Genomic DNA, 23,987 nt, shown 5'->3' on the forward strand with positions numbered 1-23,987 from the left:
TGCAGGGACTTCCGAGGCCCTGCCCCCACCGACCATGACCACGCCAACCCTTTGCCCCGCCTGCGGTGCCCGCAACGATTGCACCCTGGCCGACCCACGCACCGCCGACCAGCCGTGCTGGTGCTACAGCGTCACCATCGACCCGGCGGTGCTTGAAGCGCTGCCCGATGCATTGCGCAACACGGCCTGCCTGTGCCCGCGCTGTGCTCAGGTGGATGAGCAGCTTCGCAATGCGCGTTGACCGTTTCCTCAGCAACCTGCCGCGTTTCAATCGCCAGCAAGTGCGTGTGTTGCTGGTCGAGCGGCGGGTGACGGTGGATGGCGTGGCAGTCAGTGACCCTCATCATGAAGTGCGCGAATTCAGCCGCGTGTGTGTTGACGATGACGTGTTGCAGGCAGGCAAAGCGGCGCGCTATTTCATGCTGCACAAACCTCAGGGCTGCGTCAGCGCCACCTCGGACCCGCAACACCCGACTGTCCTGGACCTGCTGGATGAGCCGGACAAAGGCGAGCTGCATATCGCCGGTCGCCTGGATTTCAACACCACCGGCCTGATGCTGATCACCAACGACGGCCAGTGGTCGCGGCGCCTGACGCAACCGCAGACCAAGCTGCCCAAGGTCTATCGGGTGGAGACCGAGCAGGACATCGGCCCCGCATACGCGGCAACCTTTGCGGCGGGCCTGTATTTCGCGTTTGAAGACCTGACGACGCAACCGGCCGAGCTGGAGCTGTTGGGGCCACGCCTGGCACGATTGAGCATCATCGAAGGCCGCTATCACCAGGTAAAGCGCATGTTCGGACACTTCAACAACAAAGTGATCGGCCTGCACCGTGAGCGAATGGGCCCATTGGGATTGGATGCGGCTCTGGCGCCGGGCGAGTACCGGGCGCTGTCCGAGGAAGAAATCCGACAAGTCTGACGACCGTTCGGCCGGTGATGGCAAAAACCCATTTCTGCAACTTGCGACATCCCCGGTCTACTGCTTGAATCAAACCGTCAGCCAAATTATGACTGACGAGTCGCCTATAACCTCCAAGAAACACCTTGCCCCGCCCGCGCTTGATCTACGGGCCTCCCAGGCAAACAGCCCGCCATAACAACACCCGTCGGCCAGCCGTCATCGGACCGACATGGGCCCTCATCTTCCAGGCGTATGCCTACCTGTCATAAAGCTCGTGCAGAGTGATCTGCGCGCCCTACCCGCTTGCCAGGAGTCTTACGACATGAGGCCAGAAATCGCTGTGTTGGATATACAGGGTCAGTATCGGGTTTACACGGAGTTCTATCGCGCGGATGCTGCTGAAAAGACCATCATCCTGGTCAACGGCTCGATGGCCACTACGGCGTCCTTCGCCCAAACCGTGAAAAGCCTGTACCCGCAATTCAATGTGGTTTTGTACGACCAGCCCTACGCCGGTCGCTCCAAAATCCATAACCGTCATGAGCAAATGCTGACGAAGGAAGTCGAAGGCCAGATCCTCCTGGAGCTTATCGACCACTTCGCGGCAGAGCACGTGCTGTCCTTCTCCTGGGGCGGCGCCGCCACCCTGGTCGCCCTCGCCCACCGACCACGCCGTGTGGAAAAGGCGGTGATCAGCTCATTCTCGCCGGTGATCAACGCACCGATGCGTGACTACCTCGAACGTGGCGTCGATTACCTCGGCAACCTCGACCGCGACCGCGTCGGCCACCTGATCAACAGCACCATCGGCAAACACCTGCCGTCGCTGTTCAAGCGATTCAACTACAAGCATGTGAGCAGCCTGGCCGAGCACGAATACGGGCAGATGCATTTTCACATCAGCCAGGTACTGCACAACGACCGCCTGTGCTACCTCAAGGCCGCGCGGCAGATCGACGTGCCGGTGCTGTTTTTGAACGGCGAATGGGACGAATACACCAGCGCCGAAGATGCCAGGCAGTTCGGGCAGTACGTGGCGAAGAGCAGCTTCAGCACCATCCAGGCGACGGGGCATTTCCTGGATATGGAGCACAAGGCGGCGTGCCGGGATAGCCGTGAGGCGGTGGTGGGCTTTTTGAAACCGGAACGGCAGGTCAGCCGATTGCGTTATCACCAGGGCCAGACACAGCATGCCTTTGCCATCTGAAATACCGTGCAGGAGCGAGGGGGACGCCTAGTTCTTGCTCGCGAAGATCGCCAACGATGACGTGCGCGCCCTGGTAGAACGCGGCGCTCTTGAATTCTTCGCGAGCAAGCTCGCTCCTACATCGGCTCGGTTCGTCGCCAGGGCAAGTGTCTGCAACTCGCACATTTTTCGAAGAAAAACTTCAAATCCAAGCGCACATCTGGTACAAAGTCAGCCGCTCTGAGCGGGTGTCGTATAATGGCATTACTCCAGCTTCCCAAGCTGGTAACGAGGGTTCTTAATCGACCCTTGCCCTGGGTGCGTAAATAGCTTGACCAAGCGGGTATAGTTTAGTGGCAAAACGAAAGCTTCCCAAGCTTTAGTTGAGGGTTCGATTCCCTCTACCCGCTCCAATCAGCAGCAGCAATTCCGGACCTTCTAGCCAATCTCGCTGCAACCGCCAAGCAAATCAAAACCAGTTCGCACCTCCCCCTCCCTCGTTGCCACCACAAGCCGAAAGACACGTGCGTAATCGATCCTGCGTTCTGTAACACTTGGATAACCCAAAGCCCGCTAGCGGCGATAGGCAACAGAACCAGAATCCCTCTCTGCGGCCGGAGCGATAATGATCGGATGTCTAGGGTACAGAACGTAGGAAAGCGCTGAGTAACCGACGCAAGCGGAGCGCGCAGGCTGGAACAGCCGAGGGCGTGAAGGATGGACGCCCGCAAGGGCCGAGATACGGAGGGACGCGGGAACTCGATTCACGCCAGCCTGCCCGCGCACAGCGGCTCGCCAACTGAAGTAAGTCAGTTAGTCAGATCTTGCGGCCCGACTCAGTAGCGCCCCCGTCGTGCGGAGAACACAACATGCAAAGCAACTGCCCTCCTACAAGACTGCCAAAAGCCCCAAACCTCTCACAAGTTCTGGTATCTATTCAGCCGGGCTTTTGCTGCGAACGGAGCTCATTCCACGTAGCGGAGCCACAGATACGTCCGACCGGAAATCGCCTGTGCGACTGCAGAAATACGTGTTTGTAGGTCTTCATCGCTAGTGTTGATTTGCGTCGCAAGCGATCAGGCTTCGCTTGTAAGATAGCTTTGGACTTGGTTGACTACATCTCGAGCTGTGCGGGTTACTCCGATCAATGTAGCGGAGGCAAGCCCCGTCCAATCGCCGTAGCCCACCAGCCACAGATTTGGTGAAGCAACACTCCGGTTTTCATTCACGGCGACTTTACCGTCATCGTCAACGATACCCAGGTTGCCCAGGTGGTCGAGCGCGGGAGAAAATCCAGTACACCAGATGACGGCATCAATCTTCGACTCGGCCCCCGATGGCCACACAACACCCGTTGAGGTGAAGTGCGTGAATGGCCGTACCGCGTTCAGCACGCCGCGTTCGCGAGCTTCCTTTACCGGTGGCACCATCACAATGTCTCCCAGTCCTCCAACGGGCTGCTGAGGCTCCGTCCCATCTTGTTGCGCCCTCAATCTAGCAGTGGCCCGCTGGAACAGGACGCGGCCATCGACCTCATCTTGAAGATACTTTGGCGCTTGCTGAGTCACCCAAGTTGCGTGAGCTACCTTCGAAACTTCGGCGTAAATCTGGGCACCTGAGTTACCACCGCCAACGACCAGCACTGTCTTCCCCTCGAACTCACGCGGCCCAACATAATGGGCGGAATGGATCTGCTGCCCCTCGAAAAGCTCCTGTCGTGGGTAGGTTGGAATAACCGGACTGCTCCACGTGCCTGTTGCACTGATGACTGATTTGGCATCCCAGTAAGTATCCCCAGAGAAAACGCGCAACCCGCCTTCGATGTTTTCGACACGGGTCACCCGCGTGGAGCGGACAATGGGAAAGTCATATCTGCGCTCATACTGAGTCAGATAGTCGACCACATCGTCCCTCCCAGGAGTACTTTCGGAGACAGCTGGCATAGGCCAGCCGGCGATGGAGCTCCAAGCAGACGGCGAGAATAGTCGGAGAGAATCCCATCCATGCCGCCAGGCTCCTCCCGGTGCAGACTCGGCGTCGAGTAATACGTAGGAAAGGCCTGTACGCCTCAAAAAATAGGCGACGGTGAGCGCGGATTGGCCACCGCCAATGACCACGACATCAAATTTCGAATTTTGATTCACCACCATTCCTCCAGGCCAATCTGCTTCACATCGCTTTAAACCCTGCGGCCACTCTTATCAATGACGACTTGTCCGTCTTCTTTGACAAAGCTGCCGCGCTGCTCTTGCGGCAGAAGGTCGAGGACGGCCTCTGAAGGACGACACAAGCGTGTCCCCAAGGGCGTCACGACAATGGGGCGATTAATCAGGATGGGGTAAGTCATCATGGCATCGATGAGTTGGTCATCCGTAAGTGACGTATCGCCCAGTCCCAGCTCCTCGTAAGGCGTGCCTTTGATGCGAAGGAGGGCACGTACCTCGATACCCATATCCTTGATCAACCTGACAAGCGTGGTGCGGTCAGGTGGGGTCTGCAGGTACTCGATAACAGTCGGCTCTTCTCCGCTGTTGCGGATCAGTTCCAAGGTGTTGCGAGAGGTGCCACATTGCGGGTTGTGATAGATCGTGATCTGACTCATAGGGTTTCCTCGCGGTGACGTTAAATGGAGCGCTGGTTGACGCGATTGGACAGCTCTTCAGCGGACTCTTTACGCTCGGAGTAGCGATCAACCAAGTAGTCCTGGCGATCCCGCAACAGCAGCGTGAACTTCATTAGCTCTTCCATCACGTCCACCAGTCGGTCGTAGTACGAGGACGGCTTCATACGGCCTACCTCGTCGAACTCGGTGAACGCCTTGGCCACCGAAGATTGGTTTGGGATGGTGAACATGCGCATCCACCGACCCAATACGCGCAGCTGATTGACCACGTTGAAAGATTGCGAGCCGCCGCAGACCTGCATTACTGCAAGGGTCTTTCCTTGCGTAGGTCGAACAGCCCCAATCGCCAGCGGAACCCAGTCGATCTGGGCCTTGAAAACGGCGCTCATGGAGCCGTGGCGCTCAGGAGAGCACCACACCTGTCCTTCAGACCATTGCATGAGTTCGCGCAACTCCACGACCTTGGCATGTGTATCCGGAGCATCGTCCGGCAGCGGCAAACCCGAGGGATCGAAGATTTTGGTTTCGGCGCCAAACTCCTCCAACAAGCGGGCTGCTTCCTGAGTCACCAAACGGCTGAAAGAGCGCTCTCGCGTCGATCCGTACAAAAGCAGAATTCGAGGCTTATGGAGTGACGGTGTACGCGGCTCCAATTGCTCCAAGGAGGGAACGTCGATCAGGTCGGCGTGTACGTTCGGCAATGTGTCTTGCATGAAAACTCCTACAGGTGCGCCTAGCTGGCACAACCTCGATTGTTCCTCAAAGCGAACCGATATGGCTCAGTTCGGCCCTGAGGGTTAGTGCTGATGGTTTTCAGCTGCAGCGATTGCGGCAATCAGCATCTGAATAACCCGCTTTGGAAGTGAATCAACTGCACTCGGCCTGATTGATGGGACGTTCGTTCATGCCACACAGGCGCTTGGTCTCGACTTCCAACCACTGTTGATTGGCATCGCCTACGTCTTTTAAAACTGCCGCCACCCAGCTAGGCAAATCGGGACGCAGTCGGTAGTACACCCACTGCCCCTGGCGACGATCCATCAGCAAACCGGCTGAACGGAGCAGCGCCAAGTGACGAGAAATTTTGGGTTGGTTCAACTCAAGAGCCGCTGTCAGTTCGCAAACACATAACTCACCTTCACTCACGACGAGCAGCGTTATTTTGATCCGTGTGTCGTCAGCCAGACACTTGAATAGCGTGGAGGGGTTCATAGGCTCGGTCATAGACTTCCAAAGTTGGCAGCGCAGACGAAAAGCACTTTGATAGCAAGGCTGATGGTTGATCTCGGAACATATGGATAACCGAATATACGGCTTGGCGAATATTCGGTAAAGCGAATATGGTGGTTGCGTCTCTCTGCTAGGCCGCCATAGTCTGATCACGGGGTATCAAGGAGTTGAGGAGATGGAGAGTGAAATGATGATCCAGGCAACGAAAATTGCCGGAGGCCAATGGCAGCGTTTTCGCACTGCATTGAAATCCGCCGATCTTCCCGTAGACGATATTGACCTTCCAGGCCGAACCTTTTTTGAGTTCACAAGGGACGGTAGGAGTGTCGGATGGGGAGGATTTGAAACGCATGGAACAGATGGACTGCTGCGCTCCATGGTCGTAGAGCCGGCATACAGATCGAAAGGGGTTGGGGTCGCAGTGCTTCGAGTCATTGAAGCAATAGCTGCCGAGCAGGGAATCGCTCGATTTCATTTGCTGACAACGACTGCGTCAGGCTTTTTTGAACTGCAGGGCTATGCAGTAAATCAACGAGGTTCCGCGCCGCCTCTGATTTCTCAGACGGAGCAGTTCAGGGGGCTTTGCCCTGGCTCGGCTTGCTACATGTGCAAGGCGTTAACTGGGCGGCGAGAAGATAGCTGATCACCGTGTTGATGGCTTTTAGCCTCGATGCCGTCTAGGTTACGCGTTCCGTGTCCCACCCGGCACCTTTGTTCATCCATGCTGGGTCATGACCTGAACATCAGTTATCTCTTGTTCAGCGTTCCGGGTGACGAGCATGCTTTTCAACCTGTGCGAACCCTAAATCATGTGAACGAACTCAGTGCTGCGACCTTGGTCAGGCAAGCGAATAGTAAGGTGATACCAGTGAGTTCTGAGCACTCGTGACACGCTATGCCAATGCGCAAGGCCTTCACCAAAAATGCCAGGAACGCCGATTAGGTCTGAGTCTTGTGTTCTGAACATCAGACGCCTCAGTTTTTATGGGGCGATTTGGCAGGCCGGTTGGTAATTCAAACTAGTAAGTACCTCGTCCAATACGCACAACATCGACGCTTCCGATGGTTTCGTAGGCAATGCCCGAAATTTCAATATCCCTCTTGCACTCAAAAACATGTACAAATAATAAATTATGTACAAGTATCAGGCCCAAGCATTGGCATCGCGCCTCGCACGCTCAAGGAGCCTGGTCATGACGCGTCTATGGGTTTCACTATTGCTGGCATTGAGTGTGAGCAGTTGCGCGAACGTGGGTGTCAACCACTACGCCGACCAGCAACCGAAACTGGACCTGGAGCGCTTCTTCAGTAAACCCGTGAAAGCCTGGGGCATCTTCCAGAAGCGTTCGGGGGAAGTGGCCAAGCGCTTTGAGGTCGATATTGCCAGCCGGCGCGAGGGCAACGCGTTGATTCTGGACGAGCGTTTCTTGTACAGCGATGGCACGCGCCAGCAACGGGTGTGGACACTGACGCCGGACGGCCCAGGGCGCTGGCGCGGACGAGCCGGGGATGTGGTGGGCGAGGCGATCGGCGAAGTGGCGGGTAATGCGCTGCGTTGGCGCTACCGGCTCAATCTGCCGGTGGATGGTTCGGTGTACGAAGTCAGCTTTGACGATTGGATGTACCTGATGGACGAGGACACCTTGATCAACCGCTCGAGCATGTCCAAGTTCGGTGTCGAGTGGGGTCAGGTCACGCTGTTCTTTCGTCGCCAATGAGTCCGAGCGAGGGTCAATCATGAATATGCAAATGCTGGCCGAGCTGGCCGGGAAAGGCGAAATACGTGAGCTGGAGTTGCTGTCCCTGGAGGGCGGTTTCTATATCGCTCGCGTCAGGCTGGAGCACGTCGAGGCAACGTTACTGGACGATCACGGCAAGCCGCTGCGCATCGGGTCCACCACGCATTTACGCGACCTGTTGCAACGGGTTCCGCCGTTTCCTTGCGTACTGGTGCAACACTGCGTTCACGATGAAATGTGCGGCACGCGTGAAGGGCCTATCGGTGCGTTGCGCATTCCGTTTTCGCTGGCGGCGACACTGTAAATTCTGGCTCCCCTCCCCCGTGGTATGGGCGGCCTGGGAAGGCAAGCCGTTTACACCGTACGGATGGCCTACGCGACTCGGTCCACACGGTCCTGAACAGCCTCGACCAGCAGCAGGCCCAGTTCAATCATCTGCTGAATGGCCAGGGCCAGATAGCGCTGTTGAGAGGGCAGGCTTTCGACGAACTCGTGGGTCATGGCACCTGCACCGGCGATGGTTTCGTAGGCGTTGGCGAGCAGCGCTTGAGTGTCGATTTCGGGACGGACGCTGAACAGTTTTACGGATGGATTGCATGAGCCAGTACACATCTGTTGATCCTCGTTAGGGACCGCATACCAGAGCTACTAAACAATGGGTGGCGGCTGTACGCAGGTTAGTAGACCGGCGAATCAACGAAACCGGCGCGCCCGAAGACGCCCTGCGTGCAGCCACCATAAGAGCAGCTGTACGCCGTTGATCGTATCGGGCTACTAAACCCGACCGCTGATGGGCAGCGGCTGACGAACCTTAAAGAGGTCGTCCAAGGCGCACAACTCGAACGAGTCTGATCGTTGTGTAGGCAATGCCGCAAGGTTCAGACCCATGCTCGAAGCGTGAAGAAATCGAAGCTTTTGGCAACAAATAGCCGCTGAAGAACGTTTGAATTCAACCTGCCACTCACATCATTGTCCATGGCCCCACCCCACCAGAACTGCATACGCAGGTTTGATCATGACTCAGCCATTCACCGCTTTCGATCTTGTTGACCTGCTCGACAGCGAGGAAGCCATCCACGCTAACGGCAACGTCACACCCAACATCCCCGCCAACACCATCACCGCCACCGGCACGCCCAGCGCATCCCCCACGCCACCAAACACCACCGGCGCCAACGCGCCACCCCCAATGGTGCCGGTGTAGAACAGCGCAAACGCCTGCTCGCGCTTGCCCGCGCCGGCAAGGTCGGGCACGGCGCCGTACAGCACCGAGGAGGTGCCATTCAGTACCAGCCCCAACAGCGGCAGCATCACCATCAACCCGCTGAGCGGCAGGTACACCGCCGCGACGATCAGCAGTGCGGTGCTGGTTTCCGTGATCCACACGGTCTTCATCATGCCGATGCGTGCGCCGAGGTAGCCGCAGAACAGTTTGCCGAAGGCGCCGCCGATGAACAGCAGGGTCAGCGCAAGACCGATGCCGGCGGTACCGGTAGGCAACACCCGCCAGCGCAGTGCCGCCCACCAGCATCAGTGTGCGGCCCCAGCGTCTGGCGGCGCGGCTGGCCAGCAATTGGAACACGGCCATCATCCCGGAATAGGCGCCACGTAACAGGCCGATCTGGGCGTAGGACAAGGCGAACTGAGCCTGCCAGACAGGCAACAGAACGTAGATCACGTCGGTGAGCCCATCGTGCACGGCATGGGCGCTGCAACCGGCGAACAGGGCGCGACGGCGAGTTTTTAATTCGGGCGAAGGCACAGCGACGGTGTCGTTCATGGTGCAGAAATCAGCTCAGGTTTAAGGGGCTTCCAGCCGGTCAAGGCGATCAACAAGGTCAGCAGCTGGAAACCGATGATCAGCACCACGCAACCGGCCCAGCCCCAGCGTTCCCAGATCAGCGCCGGGACAATGGCGCCGCCACTGCCGCCCAGGTAATAACAGGTGAGATAAACCCCGACAGCGCCCGTCTTGTTATCGCGCGCCGTGGCGTTGATAAACGCATTGGCGGCGGCTTGGGCGAGGAATACGCCGGTGGAACTGAGCGCCAGGCCGACTACGATGCACCACAGGGACGGCACCAAGGTCAACGCCGAACCGCTGACGCCCAGCACGGCGGCGACACTCAGCAGTTCGGCATGGGGGCGGGCTTTGCTGAGGCGCCCGGCGATGGGGATCACGATCAACGCCAACAGGAACACCATGTACAACGTCCCCAAGGCCGCAGGCCCAAGGTTGAACGGCGGCAGGCCCAAGTACAAACCTGCGTAGGTAAACGCCGCGACTTGCGAGAACAGCACGCAGAAACCTACGGCGTAAGCGGCCAACAGCGGCCGGCGAAATACACCTGACGAAGAGGCTTTAACCTGCACGGTCCGTGGGCGGTTGGCCGGTAACAGAAACTGGATAAAACCGCCGACCATCAAGCTCAGTACCGCGAGCCATTCAAAGGCTTCGCGCCAGCCCACATATTCGGTCATCACCCCGGTGACGAAGCGCCCGGCGAACCCGCCCAACACGGTGCCCGCGACGTAGAGACTCGTGACCTCAGTGACCGTGCCACCGCTCCAGCGGTCGCCGATGTAAGCCACGCTGGTGGCAAACACCACCGGGATCAACATGCCTTCGACACAGCGCCACACCAGCACTTCGGCAAAGCTGTCGGCATAAGCGGTCATCAATGCCGGCAGCGCCAGCAGTAACGCCGCCACGACGATCACGCTGCGTTGCTCGAAGCGCCTGGTCAAGCGACTGACGAACGGGGCAGTGATCGCCACCGCCAGGGTGGTGACGGTGATGCTCCAACCCGCATCCTTAGCACTGATATGAAAGTGCGCGGCAAACGTCTGGAGAATGCTTTGGGTCGCATAGAGGTTGAGAAACGCCGCGCAGCCACACAGGAACAGGGCAAGGCGGGCACAATGCAGGCGCGGTTTCATGAAACCTCTCGTTTTATTTTGAAAGGTCTTTATAGAATGGCCGGCGGGTCTTAAACCAATACCGAATTCCGACCGATTGATACCCAAGGATCAGGATGCTCGACCTACGCAAGCTGCGTTACTTTCTGACGGTCGCCGAAGAATTGCACTTCGGTCGCGCCGCCCTGCGCCTGCACCTCGCCCAACCGCCTTTGACCCGGCAGATTTCAGCGCTGGAGGCAGACTTGGGTTTCAAGCTGTTCGATCGCACCAGCCGCACCGTAACGCTCACCGCCCAGGGCCGCTCGTTCCTGCCCTACGCACGTGGCGTGTTGGAACAGGTGGAGTTGGCTCAGGTGATTGCCGGTAAGTTGGCAGCAGGGACAGCGGGTCAACTGGCCTTGGGCTACGTCAGCTCGATTGCCCTGTCGGACCTGTTCAGCCAGTCGATCCAGGCTTTCGCCCAGCGCTTTCCCGATGTGCAACTGACCCTGGTGGAATGCGCCTCCGGCAGCCTCGGAGCACAGGTCGCCGACGGGCGGCTGGATATCGGCTTGAGCCGGCTGTTGCCGCAAAACGACAAGGTGCACGCGCTGTCATTGGGCGAGGAACGCCTTGTGGCCGCAGTGTCGAGTGACAGCCCCCTGGCTGACCAGGCCGGTATCAGCCTGGCGCAGCTCGGTGCCTATCCTTTGATTCTATTTCCAGCGGATTACGGCTCGGGGCTGAACCAGTCCATCGAGCAGCTTTACCGCCACCATGGCGTGCCATTGCATGCCGGACCGACCGGACGGCAGATCACCTCGATCATTGCGCTGGTGGCCGCCGGGCAAGGGGTGGCCCTGGTGCCAGCCTGTACGCAGAGTTTGATGAACAAGGGCGTAACTTATCGGCCTTTGGTGGAGGCGGATGCGTGTGCGCGGTTGTTGGTGTTGACCCGTAGAGAGGAACCGAATTTGTCAGTGCAAGCCTTTATAGCGCTCATTGATGAGGTTGCGCGCGCTCGATAACGCTCAGTATTCAACTACCGGTTCATACACCACTATCGGAAAGTTCGCTCAACACTAGTTCCCACCCAGGGTTATTGAAATAATTGAACCCAAAGAACACGCATCCACACCCGTACTGCGCCAAGTACTCGGCTGGGTGTTGGTGTTGCCACTGCTGGTCGCACTGGTGCGGCTTCCGTATCCCTGGGGCCTGGGGCTGGCACTCGGATCGATCGCCGAGTCCGTCTACGGCGTAGGGTTTGCCAGGCGCCATGCCAGCCGAGGCGTGACCGTATTCGCTGCAATCGTCACGCTGTTCAATCTGATTTCCCTGGTCACAATCGGGGAGGCCTCAGTGATCATGGGGCTCTACCGGATTTCCTGGTTCTACTGGTATCCGTACTATTCCACCTGGGTTTATTGGAATTTCCAGTAGGTCCAGTGAGAATTCAAGCGTAAGAAACGTAGTTTCCAGTCCGGCGGATGGCATTACCGTAGGCCTGTAGCGTTTAACAACTGCCCTTCGAGGAGCCCGCTCATGCCCTACGAATACAAGCTCATGTCCTCCCCCGTCGGTGAACTCACCCTGGTGGCACGCGATGGCAAGCTCAGCGCCATCCTGTGGGAAGTGGAACGCGCCAACCGAGTGCGCCTGGGTGAGTTGCACGAAGCCAACGAGAGCCCGGTGCTGTTGGAAACCGAGCGCCAGTTGAAGGAGTATTTCGCCGGTAGTCGCCATACATTCGATTTGGAGCTGGATTTCGCCGGTACCGATTTTCAGAAGCAGGTCTGGCAGGCGCTGCTGACCATTCCTTTTGGCGAAACCCGCAGCTACAGCCAGATCGCCCAGCAGATCGGCAACCCGAAAGCCGTCCGTGCCGTGGGCGCTGCCAATGGGCGCAACCCTATCTCGATCATTGCACCGTGCCATCGGGTTATCGGCGCTTCGGGCACCTTGACCGGATTTGCCGGAGGGCTTGAAGCCAAGCAGTATCTGTTGACGCTTGAAGACCGCAGCCAGGTAAAAATGAGCGTCTGATCAGGCGACTGCAACCGGCCCCCGAATAAAAGACTGGTAGTCGAACAAACCTTCGAACCCCAACTTTCGATACACCGAGATTCCGTCCATGGTTGCCTCAAGAAAACATCGCCGGGCACCCAGGCTCGACGCGTGACGCAAGGCCGCTTGAATCAATCGCGTGGCGTAACCTTTGGTGCGAAAACCCACGAGCGTGCCGACATCGTTAAGCCGAGCTTCTCCATTACACAGGGATAAAGTCAACGAACACCTCACCTGCCCCTCGGTGGACAGGATGAAGTGGTGAAGCGATTGCCCCGTTTCCAGAGCACGCTGGTGCCGGGCCTGATAACGCGCAATGCCCTCGGGCGGCATCGAAAATGCGTTGCCAAGGGGAACGGCCCAATCGGCCAGGTTCCGAGTCAAGCTGATCTGCACAGAGCTGTCATCTGTAGATGAAACAAGGCTCGACAGATCGAGGACCATCGCAGTCGTCTTTTCGGCAGACTGAAAGCCCATCCCCATGAGCGCCTCAGCGATCAGCCCGACCTTTTCCTCATGAATCACTACGCGCGTATCCAGAAAAATACGGCGAAGCAGGTCCATCGGCACCGCCATTGCGCCCCCCATCGGCGCGCTGCCGACTCGGATAAACAACAGGTTCCACGGGTCGAAATAGTCGTCGGTAAAGTAAGCGTTGATACAGGTGTTATAGCGGCGATGCAGCGAGCAGGTTGCGGCGAAATAATGATCTTCGGTCTGGTGATAAAGCGCAGGCAGGTCGCAGGCGGTGTCAGCGTGCATGGGATTTTCCGTATAAAACCCCAGTCTTGCGCCCGTCGTTGCAAAACGCCGTAGGCCCACTCCCAAGAACCCTGCAGAAAAACGCACAGCGTTGTTCACATCCCAAGTTGTAAAAAGAAATTTCAGAGCGTGCCTGCGGTCAGTATTTTCATCACTCACCTTAAGGAAAACGGTCATGAAATTCTCCGCAGTCTCACAATCCTTGTCCCGTTGGGCAGGCAGTGCCCGGACGTTCTATGCGGCGGTCGCGTTGATTTTCCTGTGGAGCTTGAGCGGGCCGTACTTCCACTACAACGACACCTGGCAGTTGATCATCAACACCTCGACCACCATCATCACCTTCCTCATGGTGTTCCTGATCCAGAACACGCAAAACCGCGATAACGACATCCTGCACATCAAGATTGACGAACTGCTGCGGGTCTCCAAGGATGCGCAGAACGCCGTGCTGAGCCTGGATGGCCTGGACCGCAAGGAACTGGAAAAACTGCGCCAGGAATACCGCAGCATTGGCAACACCGGCACCGTGAGCCTGAACAGCAGTTGCGGCCACGCGGCCGACGATGCGGCCCCGAACAAGACCGACCTGAACCAGGCGTAAAAAAACGGCGGTTGGATAGGATCCAACCGCCGTTTTTCATATCAAGTGAAGGTCTCAACCGTCGCCTTGATGGCCCTTACCGTAGGTCGACGCCAGGGCCCGGGCCTTTTGCAGACGCTCTTCCAGTTTAGGCAGCGTCTCATCCACCAGTGCTTTGATTTCCGGCACATCCGAGGCCGCACCTTCGCGCTTGAACAGGGCAATGGCATCTTCGTTTTCCTTCACTTGCTGCGCGGTGTAGGCCGCGTCGAAGGAATCGCCGTCCTTGAGTTCGGGCATCAGGGTTTCGGCCTTGTCGATGATCTTCTCCCGTGGGGCCACGGGCAGGTCGAGCTTCTTGGCGATGGCCGCCAAATGCTGGTTGGCCAGGGTGCGCTCGTTGATCACCTCGATGGTGTAGTCCTTGATTTCCTGGGACGAGGTTTTGGCGTGGGCCATGCGACTGGTTTCGATATCGGCCATGCCTTTGGCCGAAGCCTGCTCGATGAATTCAGCAGGCGACTGGGCGAAAGCATTGCTGGCGCCGAGGCCCAGCAGCATCGCGAAACTGGCGGTGCGTAACCGGATAGCCATGCGGCTCATGATGGGTTCCTCCAGGGCAAAAATAGGTGCGGGGAAAGACACCTCGCCCTGAATTCGAATTTTCCGGGCGGCAAAGGTTTAGAAAAAACTTGCCCGTGCGACGAACGGTCGTGCCCGTCAGGCCGGTTTGCTGCCGAACAGGCCTGGCAACGCATGGGCCAGGGCATTGATGGCGAAGCCGATAAACATCACGCCGCAGAGCCTGGTGATGAGGATTTCATGGCGCTGATACACCGTGCGCACCCGCTGGGCACCGACCACGCCGATCAGGATCGCGTAGGCCAACAGGCCACCGACGAAGCTCAGGAAGATCAACGCCGGCAGCATCGACCAGGTCAGCAATTCGGCACGGCTGGACAGCAATGCAGTAAATGTCGCCACGGCCACCGGATACGCCTTGGGGTTGGTCAAGCCGAACACAATGCCGTGCCAGAACGGATGCCGCGCCGCACCCTGGGGGGCATCACTGCTGCGACGCTGGGTACGAATCGCGCGCCAGCCGAGCCAGAACAGGTACAGGCCACTGAGCACGCCGAGCACATCGAACGCGCTGCTGCCGACTTCCCGCGCGCCCACAATCGCGACCAACGCCGTACTGCACCACAGCACATCGCCGAGCAAGTGCCCGCACAGAAACCCCGCCCCGGCACGACGGCCTCGGGCGGCGCCGATACCAAACACCGCCAATACCCCGGGGCCAGGCGTAATACCGTAGATAAAACCCGAAGCGAGGACGGCGAGCAGCAAGGAGGGGGTCATGGGCGCGACTCTGACAAAGCGTGGGAAGGTGGACGGATTCTGCACGTTCCTGCGCTATGGGTAAAACCTCATTCCCGCATAGGGATTGTCGCGGCAAGCCAACAGGCGCGAAGCCAGGTCGCCCACATGGGCTTCGAGCTTATGGCCGTCGGGATCGAGGAAATAGAACGAAGCGCCTTCGCTGCGATTGTCGCGCCACTCTTGCACCTCGGCGGCGCGCAGACGCGAGACCAGCGCAGCGAAATCACTCGCTCCGACAGTGAACCCATAGTGGGTGTAATCGGCCGCCGGCTGCGAGTCGCGCAGCGGATCAAGCGACAGGCATAGCCATAGGCCCGGCAATGACAAATAGGCGCCGGTGTCCCACGTGGCGTCGAGCTTGAGTTGCAACAACTCATGGTAAAAGCCGACGCTGCGACTCAAGTCGGTGACGGCCAGGGTCAAGTGGTTGAAGCCTGAGAACATGTTTTTTTCCTGTTATCTGCAGCCTTCGGACAACATACCCTGCACCTGCCCAATCAACCACTGCAACCCCGAATCCCCGCCCCGTCGCGCATGCCATGCCAGCTCAAAGGTAAACGACGGGATATGAAACGGCGGCGCCACGGCGACCAGATGCGGGTGATCAATATTCAGCAAGCCTCGCGACGATACGGTGAGAATCAAGTCCGTGCCCTCAATCAACTGCGGCGCCACCCCCCAGTGCGGCAGGCTGATCGCCACATGCCGTCGTTCACGAATCGCTGTCAGCGCCCGTTCGATTTCCGGCGCGCCGCTGCCGCGCATTTCCAGCAGTACGTGGGGACGCGACAGATACGTGGGCAGGTCGAGCACACCGTTGTGCGACAGGCTGTTGCGGTCTAGCAGGCAGGTGTAATGCTCTTCGAACAACGGCGCAGTGCGCAGTTCGGCGGGCATGTCGGGGAAGACACCGGCTGCCAGGTCGAGATCACCATTGAGCACACCGTCGACCATGCCTTCGCGACTGGCCTGGATGATTTGCAGGTCGATACCGGGCGCCTCACGCCGCAGGACTCGGACCAGACCCGGCAGGAAAATTGCCGCACTGTAGTCCGACATCGCCACGCGAAACCGGCGCTTGGCCGATGCCGGGTCAAAGCGATTCGGCGCCAGCAGCGCCTGCACCTGGGCCAGGGCTTCAGCCAATGGCGCCGCCAACTCCAGGGCACGGGCCGTGGGCACTAATGTGCCGCCCTGACGCACCAGCAGCGGGTCACTCAACATATCGCGCAAGCGCGCAAGTGCATGGCTGACCGCAGGCTGGCTGAGGTGCAAACGTTCGGCGGCGCGGGTGACGTGTTGCTCGCTGAGCAAGGCGTCGAGGATCACCAGCAGGTTGAGATCAATGCGGCGCAGATCATTCATCAGCTGCATGCTCGTCATAATAATATGGAATTTAAATTTGCGTGACGAATATTTTAGAGTCCAGAAAAACCTCTGGGAGATTCGACATGACAACGTTGCATTGGGCAGGTTTCTTGCTCCTGGCGGTGATCGCAGGAGCGGTGGTGCCGTTTCAAAGTGCGATCAACGCCAACCTCGGGCGCGGTCTTGGGCACCCGCTGTGGGCCACCCTGGCGTCGCTGCTGGTGAGCATTACCGTGCTGCTGCCGGTGATCGTGGCGCTGCGCTTGCCGCTGCCCAGCCTCACGTTCATCACCAAGGCGCCCCTGTGGATGTGGGCCGGTGGTGCGTTTGGTGTGTGCTTTATCGCGTTGGCGTTGATGCTGCTGCCCAAGCTGGGCGCTTCGGGGTTTATCGCCCTGGCCATGGCCGGGCAGATTCTTGCGTCGCTGCTACTGGATCACTTCGGCCTGTTTGGCTTGGCGGAGCGCCCCCTGACAACGCCCCGAATCCTTGGCGCGTTGTTGTTGATGGGCGGCGTGGCGTTGATTCAGCTCAGCGCCACACCGGCCCGTGCGCTGACAACCGCAGGCTGATCAAGCCTTGTCGAGGGTGCGCAGCTTTTGCGGCAGGCCCCACAGCAGCAGCGCCGCCGCCAACAACGCACACACGCCTATCACATAGAGCGCCGGGGTGGTGCTGCCGGTGAGGTCCTTGATCCGTCCCACCATCACCGGGCTGACAATGCCACCGAACTGCCCGAGGGTGTTGATCACCGCAATCCCGCCCGCCGCGCCTGCGCCGGCACCGGCCAGCAACTTGGGTGGCAGGGTCCAGAAGGTCGGGATCGAAGCGATGATGCCGGCGCCCAACATCCCCAGGGCGATGATCAGGAAGGTGGTGTGGTCGGCAAAGATCCCGGCGCTGAAGAAACCCACCGCGCCCAGCACGACCAGCCCGCAGACAAACTTGCGGCGCTCGCCGGTCGCGTCCGACAGCCGCCCGATCACCACCATGCTGATCGCGCCGCACACATAGGGAATCGCCGTGAGCAGGCCGATCATCACCGGGCTTTGGGTGCCGGCGCTGCGGATCAGTTGCGGCGCCCAGAAGTTGAGGCCGTAAGACGCCACCTGGATCAGGAAGTAGATAAACCCGAGCATCAAAAAGCCGGGAATGCGGATCGCCGACAGCAACGAGCCGCCATGTGTGTTCGGCTCATGCTGGGCAATACGGCTCGACAGCAGGGTTTTCTCCGCCGGCGTCAGCCAGTGCGCATCTTCGATACGGTCCTTGAGCAGCGTCAGCACCAGGAAGCCCAAGCCGATGCAGGGCAAGCCGCCGAGCAGGAACAGCCAGTGCCAGCCGCGCATCTGCAGCACGCCGTCGAGGTGTTCCAGCACCAGGCCGGAGAACGGTGCGCCGACCAAACCTGCAAAGGCAGACGCCAGGAACAGCATCGAGGTAATGCGCCCGCGGAAGTGCTGCGGGAACCACAACGTCAAGTAATACAGCACACCGGGCGCGAAGCCCGCCTCCATCGCGCCGATGATGAAACGCAGGCCATAGAACTGCCATTCGGCCGTGACAAACACCATGGCCGCCGTGGCCAGGCCCCACGACATCATGATCCGCGCGATCCAACGCCGCGCGCCGACCTTGTAGAGCATCATGTTGCTTGGCACTTCAAAGATCACATACCCCACCACGAACAACCCGGCGCCCAGGCCATAGGCGGTGTCGCTCAGGCTGAGGTCGGCTTGCAGCTGGAACTTGGCAAAGCTGATGTTGATGCGGTCAAAAAACGCGAACAGGTAACACACCATGATCAGCGGCATCAGGCGCCAGGCGACCTTGCTGACCAGGGCTTTTTCGGCATCGATTTCAGCGGCCGGGCGCGCGCCGACCTCTAACGTATTAGTGCTCATGCTTTCTCTCCAGCGGACTGCTCACAGGCGTCCGATTGTTTTTGTTGTCTGGTATGGCGTTACAAGGCGGCGACGTAGTCCGGCGGCGGATGCAGCTCGCAATTGCGCCCGGCCTTGGCTACCTGGCCGGGCAATTCATGGCCCAGCAAGGCCGGCAGCCGGCGGGACAGGTTCAGCAGGTGCGGCAGGTCGATACCGGTGGGAATGCCGACCTCTTCACACAGGTTGACCAGATCTTCGGTGCAGATATTGCCCGACGCCCCCGGCGCAAACGGGCACCCACCCAGGCCCCCCAGCGCTGCATCAAAGCGTCGGGCTCCAGCTTCGTAGGCGGCCAGCACGTTGCACAGGCCCAGGCCGCGGGTGTTATGAAAATGCAGGGTCAGGTCGCTGGCAGGCACGCGTTGCAGCACGCGCTTGACCAGGCGTTCCACCTGGCGCGGGTTGGCCATGCCGGTGGTGTCGGCGAGGCTGATGCCCTGGATGCCCAGGTGCAGATACGCGTCGACCAGTTGCAGCACGCGGTCTTCATCGATCTTGCCTTCGAACGGGCAGCCAAAGGTGGTGGCGATGCTGCCATTGAGGCGTACCGGATGCCCGGCGGCAAAGCTGACGATATCGCCGAATGCCGCCAACGACGCCTCGCACCGCATGCGCATATTCGCCAGGTTGTGGGTCTGGCTGGCCGACATCACCAGGTTCAGTTCGTCGGCGCGCGACTCGACGGCACGCTGGGCGCCCTTAAGGTTAGGGATCAGCGCAACGTAGATCACACCGGCTTTACGCTCGATGCCCTGGAACACGTGTTCGCCATCGCGCAATGCAGGGATGGCCTTGGGCGACACGAAAGAACCGGCTTCGATCCGCGAAAAACCGGCCAGGGAAAGCTGGTCGATCAGGGCGATCTTGTCAGCGGTTTCGACCCAGGTCGGTTCGATTTGCAGGCCATCGCGCGGGGATACTTCCTGCACGATCAGCGAGTCGGAATAGTCAGTGATCATTGCACCACTCCCGAGGTTTTCAGGCGTTGGATGTCGGCAACGGTAAGGCCCAGGCTGCCGAGGATGTCATCGGTGTGCTGGCCCAGGCTCGGGCCCTGCCAGTTTACGGCGCCGGGGGTTTCCGAGAGCTTGGGCACGATGCCGGGCATCTTCACCGACACACCGCCAGGCAGCTCGGCATTGAGCAACATGTCGCGCGCCTGGTAGTGCGGGTCGCTGACGATATCGGCCACGGAGTAGATGCGCCCGGCCGGCACTTCGGCGGCTTCGAGGGCGCTGAGCACCTGCTCGATAGGCAGGCTGCTGGTCCAGTGGGTGATGGCGGCATCGAGCAAACCGCTTTTCGCCGCACGGCCATCGTTGTGGGCGAATTCGGCGGCTTCGGCCAGGTCGGCGCGGCCGATGGTGGTCATCAAACGCTTGTAGATTGGGTCGCTGTTGCCGGCGATCACCACATAGGCACCGTCGGCAGTCAGGTAGGTATTCGAGGGGGCGATGCCGGGCAAGGCGCCGCCGCTGCGCTCACGCACGTGGCCGAGCATGTCGTATTCGGGCACCAGGCTTTCCATCAGGTTGAACACGCTTTCCGCCAGGGACACATCGACAATCTGCCCGTCACCCTGGCCGGTCTTGACCCGCAGCAACGACATCAGCGCGCCGATCACACCATGCAACGACGCGAGGGAGTCGCCGAGGCTCACGCCGACCCGCGCCGGGGGCGAATCGGGGTTGCCGGTGGTGTAGCGAATCCCGCCCATGGCTTCGCCGATGGCACCGAAACCAGGGCGGTCGCGGTAAGGGCCGGTCTGGCCGTAGCCGGAGATACGCACCAGGGTCAGTTTGGGGTTGAGCGTGTGCAGTACGTCCCAGCCCAGGCCGAGTTTTTCCAGGCCACCGGGGCGCAGGTTTTCGATCAGCACATCGGCATCGCCGAGCAGTTGCTTGATCAGGCTCAGGCCTTCAGCGGACTTGAGGTCCAGGGCCAGGGATTTCTTGTTGCGTGATTGCAGGTACCACCACAGCGAGGTGCCTTCATGCAGCTTTCGCCATTTACGAAGCGGATCGCCCTGCCCCAAGGCTTCGATCTTGATCACCTCGGCGCCGAACTCGGCCATCAGCCGGGCGGCGAACGGCGCCGCAATCAGCGTGCCGATCTCGATCACCTTGATACCGCTCAAGGGAGCCGTCATGGGGTGTACCTCTTATTCTTGGAATGTGAGCCCAAGGCTAGAGGACAGGGGCAGGAAAAATCCAACCGTCAGTTGGCAAGGAGCGTTCGCTAAATGCGAACGCTCAGATAATCGAACAACAGCCGACTCACTGGCGACAACTGCGCCTCATCGCGCGCCACCAGGATCAAACTGCGGTCCGACCAGGCATCGGTCAGCGGCACGGCATGCAGGCCCAGGGCACGGCCAAACAATTCATAGGCCTTCAACGGCAGGATGCCGATGCCCATGTTCGCCTGGACCATCCGGCACATCGCATCAAAGCCCGGCACATGAATACGCAGACGCAGCATCTTGCCGGCCTCGCGCGCGGCGGCGTGGCTGCGCATGTTGATCGAGCTGGCGGCGTGCAGGCCAACGTAGTCACTGTCCAGGGTCTCGACGAAGGCCAGGCTTTCGCGCGGCGCCAACGGGTGATCCGCCGGCATCAACACCACCAGTTTGTCGTGGCGATAGGTCACCCTGGGCAGGCCTTTGGTGTCGGTATCACTGGAGCAGATCCCCAGGTCCGCCACCCCATCCAGCACGCCTTGCACCACGCCGTTGCTGGGACGTTCTTCAAGGTCGGTTTTCACTTCGGGATGCAGCTCGGAAAAATCCCGCAAGTCTTCTGGAAGAAACTGAATAATCGCCGAAAGATTGGCCAGCATCCGCACGTAACCGCGCACGCCGTGACTGTGCTCGCCGAGCTCCAGGCCCATTTTTTCCACGTTGAACAGCATCTGCCTGGCATGGTGCAGCAAGGTTTCGCCAGCGGCGGTGAGGTCCATGCCCTTGGCGCGCCGTACGAACAGGCTCACACCCAGCACCTGCTCCAGTTCCATCAAGCGCTTGCTGGCTGCCGACACGGCGATGGCTTCGCGGGCGGCGGCACGGGTCAGGGTGCCCTCTTCGAACACCGCGACGAACAGTTGCAGGGTGATCAGATCGAGGCGACGCACCAGGCTCTTGTGCAACATCAGGCGCGCTCGGACGCCAGGCGATTGATCTCGGCCTGTTCCACCAGCGGTTGCGGCGCACCATGGCGCACCGCCGCGAGCATCGCCCGGCCGACGGTCTCGGTGCTCACCACCCAGCCCGGCTTGACCCGACGCGCCAACGACAGCACTGGCCCGAGCACGGAATAGAAGGCTTGATACAACGGCGTCTTCGAGCGCACACCGTGCAGCGGCTGGATGATCCCCGGCCGGAACAGATACACCGCCTTGAATGGCAGGCGCAGCAAGGCATTCTCGGTCTTGCCCTTGACCCGCGCCCACATCGACTTGCCCGCCTCGGAGCTGTCGGTACCGGCGCCGGACACGTAGATGAACGTCATCTGCGGATTAAGCCGCGCCAGGGTGCTGGCGGCCACGAGGGTCAGGTCATAAGTGAGATGGGTGTACCGGGTTTCATTCATGCCCGCCGAAGAGACACCGAGGCAGAAGAAACACGCATCAAACCCTTGCAGCAGGTTTTCCAGGGGGTGGAAATCCAGCATGTCGTTGTGCAACACCTGATGCAGCTTGCCGTGTTCCTGGGTCAGGGGCGTGCGGCCGACGGCGACGACTTCCTGTACGTCAGCGGCCAGCAGGCACTCGCGCAGGACGCCCTGGCCGACCATGCCGGTGGCACCGAATAACAGAACTCTCATCAAGTACTCCCTTCATCCATCTAGTTTCGACTACCCAAGAGACAGGTCCTTGAAGGCCATCGTCACATCCGGCCTGTATGCGGACACCTTACTCAATCCTGCGGGATACGACCTCAACAAAACGCGAACGCCCCCACTGCATTTATTTACCCAATCACAATCAAATGTTCCCTGAATCCGCTACGTTGGGTCATGCACATAAGAATCGGTCGGATGTCCATTGGGACTTACAAAATGTAGGACCTTACTCACAACAAAATATCCATTCGGAGTAGCTTGCATGGGAAATATCTGACTTACCCTATCAAAATTTTCCCTTTACTGTTTTTGCCTTCCCTAAGGACAGGTAAAAACAATGAAAAATACTCAATCAAAAAATCAATTCACAAATTACAAAAAACCAATTGATCTTGCCGACAGAGACTGGCACTCAGCACAGTCAGGCCGAACCTGCGAACTTAATGTAAAAGTCCAAAACAACAACCAACTTATTGATCAACATGGACGAAAACTCCATCACTTCTGCACGACGTCATATCTTGGCCTCGACTATCACCCAAACATACTAAAAGGGGCTATCCAGGGAATAAAAGAAGCCAAAACACTTCGCATTGCAAACTCAAAAAATCGATGCAAACTTGAAATACTCGAACGCTATGAAACAGAGCTATCAGGCCTTTTCAACTCAATCTGCCTCAGCACTTTGTCCTGTAGTGCGGCCAGTTCCGGACTCTTGCCCATGCTCGCCAGCGGCGTCTTTACCAATGACTCCCCACCCACTATGGTATTCGACAAACATTCCCACTATTCAATGAATCATATTAAAGCCTCGTGCGCAGATGAAACAGAAGTAAAAACCGCGCCTCACAATGACTCCCACGCCCTGTCAGCATTTGGAGATAAAGGGGCGGTTTTATCCGGCCGCGCTTGCAAGAGATAGACAATAAAACCTTAATCGTGGCCTCTCTAGGCAAATCATTTGGTGCCAGTGGAGGACTGATCATGTTCGGTAGCGAAAGACAGAAAAGTCTAATGTACCGATACGGCGGCCCCAGTAACTGGTCTCAAAGTCTGAACTCTGCCGCCATAGGAGCCGGGCTGGCGTCAATAAAAATACATCAAACAACCGAGCTATCCGTGCGTCAAGAACAGCTTCAAACCAACATCCGGTTATTCGACAGCCTTATCCACACTGAACAACAGGGTGCCCACACCGCAATACGATTGGTAACCTGCGGCGAGGCTGAAAAAGCGAACACACTCGCTATACGACTGGCTGACAGCGGATTTTTCACTTCTGCCGTATTTTTTCCTGTGGTGCCCAAGGGAAAAGCAGCATTACGTATAACTCTTCGGGCAGACATGAGCCCTAAGACAGTAGAGTTGTTTTGCTCAACACTGACAGCCTTAATAGAGGAACACAAAGACGCAAACTAAATTTCGCACCTACTATAACCAACCTCCACATAAGCACTC

27 protein-coding genes, 1 tRNA gene and 2 pseudogenes are annotated in these 23,987 nt (G+C 58.8%); 13 read left to right on the forward strand and 17 right to left on the reverse strand.

The window, feature by feature from the left end:
• The first annotated feature begins 34 nt into the window (after positions 1-34).
• The 4 genes from HDC32_RS13230 to HDC32_RS13245 all read left to right on the forward strand — a co-directional run bounded on the left by HDC32_RS13230 (position 35) and on the right by HDC32_RS13245 (position 2,504).
• The gene (locus HDC32_RS13230; protein WP_065938870.1) at positions 35-241 is read left to right on the forward strand and encodes a cysteine-rich CWC family protein; all 207 of its coding nucleotides are present in this window, start codon (positions 35-37) and stop codon (positions 239-241) included.
• The gene (locus tag HDC32_RS13235) at positions 231-923 is read left to right on the forward strand and encodes a 16S rRNA pseudouridine(516) synthase (protein WP_131697134.1); all 693 of its coding nucleotides are present in this window, start codon (positions 231-233) and stop codon (positions 921-923) included. Before HDC32_RS13230 ends, HDC32_RS13235 begins: the two co-directional genes overlap by 11 nt.
• A gap of 304 nt (positions 924-1,227) precedes the next feature.
• A complete protein-coding gene (locus HDC32_RS13240; RefSeq protein ID WP_184744368.1) occupies positions 1,228-2,112 on the forward strand; it encodes an alpha/beta fold hydrolase in 885 nt (294 codons plus the stop codon).
• A gap of 318 nt (positions 2,113-2,430) precedes the next feature.
• Positions 2,431-2,504, forward strand: a tRNA-Gly gene (locus tag HDC32_RS13245).
• 663 nt (positions 2,505-3,167) lie between these two features.
• On the opposite strand, the gene HDC32_RS13250 is transcribed toward HDC32_RS13245, so the two are convergent.
• From HDC32_RS13250 to HDC32_RS13265, 4 genes are all read right to left on the reverse strand, one after another.
• Positions 3,168-4,241 carry an ArsO family NAD(P)H-dependent flavin-containing monooxygenase gene (locus tag HDC32_RS13250; protein WP_184744370.1) on the reverse strand — a complete coding sequence of 358 codons (1,074 nt, stop codon included), beginning with the start codon at positions 4,239-4,241 and terminating at the stop codon, positions 3,168-3,170.
• A gap of 29 nt (positions 4,242-4,270) precedes the next feature.
• Positions 4,271-4,693, reverse strand: coding sequence for an arsenate reductase (glutaredoxin) (arsC, locus tag HDC32_RS13255; protein ID WP_184744372.1), 423 nt, complete (start codon positions 4,691-4,693; stop codon positions 4,271-4,273).
• A gap of 20 nt (positions 4,694-4,713) precedes the next feature.
• The gene (gene arsH, locus HDC32_RS13260; RefSeq protein ID WP_184744374.1) at positions 4,714-5,427 is read right to left on the reverse strand and encodes an arsenical resistance protein ArsH; all 714 of its coding nucleotides are present in this window, start codon (positions 5,425-5,427) and stop codon (positions 4,714-4,716) included.
• Positions 5,428-5,581: 154 nt separating this feature from the next.
• Positions 5,582-5,938 carry a metalloregulator ArsR/SmtB family transcription factor gene (locus tag HDC32_RS13265; protein WP_184744376.1) on the reverse strand — a complete coding sequence of 119 codons (357 nt, stop codon included), beginning with the start codon at positions 5,936-5,938 and terminating at the stop codon, positions 5,582-5,584.
• A gap of 181 nt (positions 5,939-6,119) precedes the next feature.
• On the opposite strand from HDC32_RS13265, the gene arsN2 reads away from it, so the two are divergent.
• The 3 genes from arsN2 to HDC32_RS13280 all read left to right on the forward strand — a co-directional run bounded on the left by arsN2 (position 6,120) and on the right by HDC32_RS13280 (position 7,987).
• Positions 6,120-6,587: an arsenic resistance N-acetyltransferase ArsN2 gene (gene arsN2 / locus HDC32_RS13270; RefSeq protein WP_184744378.1), complete on the forward strand. Its 468-nt coding sequence runs from the start codon at positions 6,120-6,122 to the stop codon at positions 6,585-6,587.
• A gap of 550 nt (positions 6,588-7,137) precedes the next feature.
• Complete coding sequence (locus HDC32_RS13275) at positions 7,138-7,662, forward strand: DUF3833 domain-containing protein (protein ID WP_184744380.1); 525 nt, start codon at positions 7,138-7,140, stop codon at positions 7,660-7,662.
• Between the two features lie 19 nt (positions 7,663-7,681).
• The gene (locus HDC32_RS13280) at positions 7,682-7,987 is read left to right on the forward strand and encodes a DUF6482 family protein (RefSeq protein ID WP_131697138.1); all 306 of its coding nucleotides are present in this window, start codon (positions 7,682-7,684) and stop codon (positions 7,985-7,987) included.
• A gap of 68 nt (positions 7,988-8,055) precedes the next feature.
• On the opposite strand, the gene HDC32_RS13285 is transcribed toward HDC32_RS13280, so the two are convergent.
• From HDC32_RS13285 to HDC32_RS13295, 3 genes and pseudogenes are all read right to left on the reverse strand, one after another.
• A complete protein-coding gene (locus HDC32_RS13285; protein WP_184744382.1) occupies positions 8,056-8,295 on the reverse strand; it encodes a DUF6124 family protein in 240 nt (79 codons plus the stop codon).
• A gap of 408 nt (positions 8,296-8,703) precedes the next feature.
• Positions 8,704-9,463 (reverse strand): annotated as a pseudogene (locus HDC32_RS13290) (MFS transporter).
• Positions 9,460-10,623 (reverse strand): MFS transporter, encoded by a 1,164-nt coding sequence (locus HDC32_RS13295; RefSeq protein WP_184744384.1) that lies wholly within the window; start codon positions 10,621-10,623, stop codon positions 9,460-9,462. Before HDC32_RS13295 ends, HDC32_RS13290 begins: the two are co-directional and overlap by 4 nt.
• 95 nt (positions 10,624-10,718) lie before the next feature.
• Here HDC32_RS13295 and HDC32_RS13300 point away from each other — a divergent pair, with 95 nt between their 5' ends.
• The 3 genes from HDC32_RS13300 to HDC32_RS13310 all read left to right on the forward strand — a co-directional run bounded on the left by HDC32_RS13300 (position 10,719) and on the right by HDC32_RS13310 (position 12,630).
• Positions 10,719-11,612, forward strand: coding sequence for a LysR family transcriptional regulator (locus HDC32_RS13300; RefSeq protein ID WP_131697141.1), 894 nt, complete (start codon positions 10,719-10,721; stop codon positions 11,610-11,612).
• A 79-nt stretch (positions 11,613-11,691) separates the two neighbouring features.
• Positions 11,692-12,027, forward strand: coding sequence for a hypothetical protein (locus HDC32_RS13305; RefSeq protein WP_184744920.1), 336 nt, complete (start codon positions 11,692-11,694; stop codon positions 12,025-12,027).
• A gap of 102 nt (positions 12,028-12,129) precedes the next feature.
• The gene (locus HDC32_RS13310) at positions 12,130-12,630 is read left to right on the forward strand and encodes a methylated-DNA--[protein]-cysteine S-methyltransferase (RefSeq protein ID WP_145334924.1); all 501 of its coding nucleotides are present in this window, start codon (positions 12,130-12,132) and stop codon (positions 12,628-12,630) included.
• Here HDC32_RS13310 and HDC32_RS13315 read toward each other — a convergent pair whose 3' ends face one another.
• Positions 12,631-13,590 (reverse strand): GNAT family N-acetyltransferase, encoded by a 960-nt coding sequence (locus HDC32_RS13315; protein ID WP_311771969.1) that lies wholly within the window; start codon positions 13,588-13,590, stop codon positions 12,631-12,633.
• On the opposite strand from HDC32_RS13315, the gene HDC32_RS13320 reads away from it, so the two are divergent.
• A complete protein-coding gene (locus HDC32_RS13320; RefSeq protein WP_027604355.1) occupies positions 13,589-14,014 on the forward strand; it encodes a low affinity iron permease family protein in 426 nt (141 codons plus the stop codon). The genes HDC32_RS13315 and HDC32_RS13320 overlap by 2 nt on opposite strands.
• Before the next feature lie 54 nt (positions 14,015-14,068).
• On the opposite strand, the gene HDC32_RS13325 is transcribed toward HDC32_RS13320, so the two are convergent.
• From HDC32_RS13325 to HDC32_RS13340, 4 genes are all read right to left on the reverse strand, one after another.
• Complete coding sequence (locus HDC32_RS13325) at positions 14,069-14,596, reverse strand: DUF4142 domain-containing protein (protein ID WP_131697144.1); 528 nt, start codon at positions 14,594-14,596, stop codon at positions 14,069-14,071.
• Positions 14,597-14,713: 117 nt separating this feature from the next.
• Positions 14,714-15,355 (reverse strand): LysE family translocator, encoded by a 642-nt coding sequence (locus HDC32_RS13330; RefSeq protein WP_053136899.1) that lies wholly within the window; start codon positions 15,353-15,355, stop codon positions 14,714-14,716.
• A 54-nt stretch (positions 15,356-15,409) separates the two neighbouring features.
• Positions 15,410-15,820, reverse strand: coding sequence for a fosfomycin resistance glutathione transferase (fos, locus tag HDC32_RS13335; RefSeq protein ID WP_184744386.1), 411 nt, complete (start codon positions 15,818-15,820; stop codon positions 15,410-15,412).
• A gap of 12 nt (positions 15,821-15,832) precedes the next feature.
• On the reverse strand, positions 15,833-16,750 hold the full coding sequence (locus HDC32_RS13340; RefSeq protein WP_260403614.1) for a LysR family transcriptional regulator: 918 nt from the start codon (positions 16,748-16,750) through the stop codon (positions 15,833-15,835).
• A gap of 77 nt (positions 16,751-16,827) precedes the next feature.
• On the opposite strand from HDC32_RS13340, the gene HDC32_RS13345 reads away from it, so the two are divergent.
• Entirely contained in the window at positions 16,828-17,316 is a 489-nt protein-coding gene (locus HDC32_RS13345; RefSeq protein WP_167656519.1) for a DMT family transporter, read from the forward strand.
• Here HDC32_RS13345 and HDC32_RS13350 read toward each other — a convergent pair whose 3' ends face one another.
• The 5 genes from HDC32_RS13350 to HDC32_RS13370 all read right to left on the reverse strand — a co-directional run bounded on the left by HDC32_RS13350 (position 17,317) and on the right by HDC32_RS13370 (position 22,511).
• On the reverse strand, positions 17,317-18,648 hold the full coding sequence (locus HDC32_RS13350; protein ID WP_053136910.1) for an MFS transporter: 1,332 nt from the start codon (positions 18,646-18,648) through the stop codon (positions 17,317-17,319).
• A 59-nt stretch (positions 18,649-18,707) separates the two neighbouring features.
• Entirely contained in the window at positions 18,708-19,649 is a 942-nt protein-coding gene (locus tag HDC32_RS13355) for a hydroxymethylglutaryl-CoA lyase (protein WP_145334935.1), read from the reverse strand.
• The gene (locus tag HDC32_RS13360) at positions 19,646-20,839 is read right to left on the reverse strand and encodes a CaiB/BaiF CoA-transferase family protein (protein WP_145334937.1); all 1,194 of its coding nucleotides are present in this window, start codon (positions 20,837-20,839) and stop codon (positions 19,646-19,648) included. Before HDC32_RS13360 ends, HDC32_RS13355 begins: the two co-directional genes overlap by 4 nt.
• Before the next feature lie 89 nt (positions 20,840-20,928).
• Complete coding sequence (locus HDC32_RS13365) at positions 20,929-21,837, reverse strand: LysR family transcriptional regulator (protein ID WP_184744388.1); 909 nt, start codon at positions 21,835-21,837, stop codon at positions 20,929-20,931.
• Positions 21,837-22,511, reverse strand: coding sequence for an NAD(P)H-binding protein (locus HDC32_RS13370; protein WP_131697152.1), 675 nt, complete (start codon positions 22,509-22,511; stop codon positions 21,837-21,839). The genes HDC32_RS13365 and HDC32_RS13370 overlap by 1 nt, the downstream gene beginning before the upstream one ends.
• Positions 22,512-22,866: 355 nt before the next feature.
• Here HDC32_RS13370 and HDC32_RS13375 point away from each other — a divergent pair.
• A pseudogene (locus tag HDC32_RS13375) lies at positions 22,867-23,948 on the forward strand (aminotransferase class I/II-fold pyridoxal phosphate-dependent enzyme).
• Positions 23,949-23,987: the final 39 nt, after the last annotated feature.

This window comes from Pseudomonas sp. JAI120 (genome assembly GCF_014207255.1).
In the GTDB taxonomy this organism is placed as follows: Bacteria; Pseudomonadota; Gammaproteobacteria; order Pseudomonadales; family Pseudomonadaceae; genus Aquipseudomonas.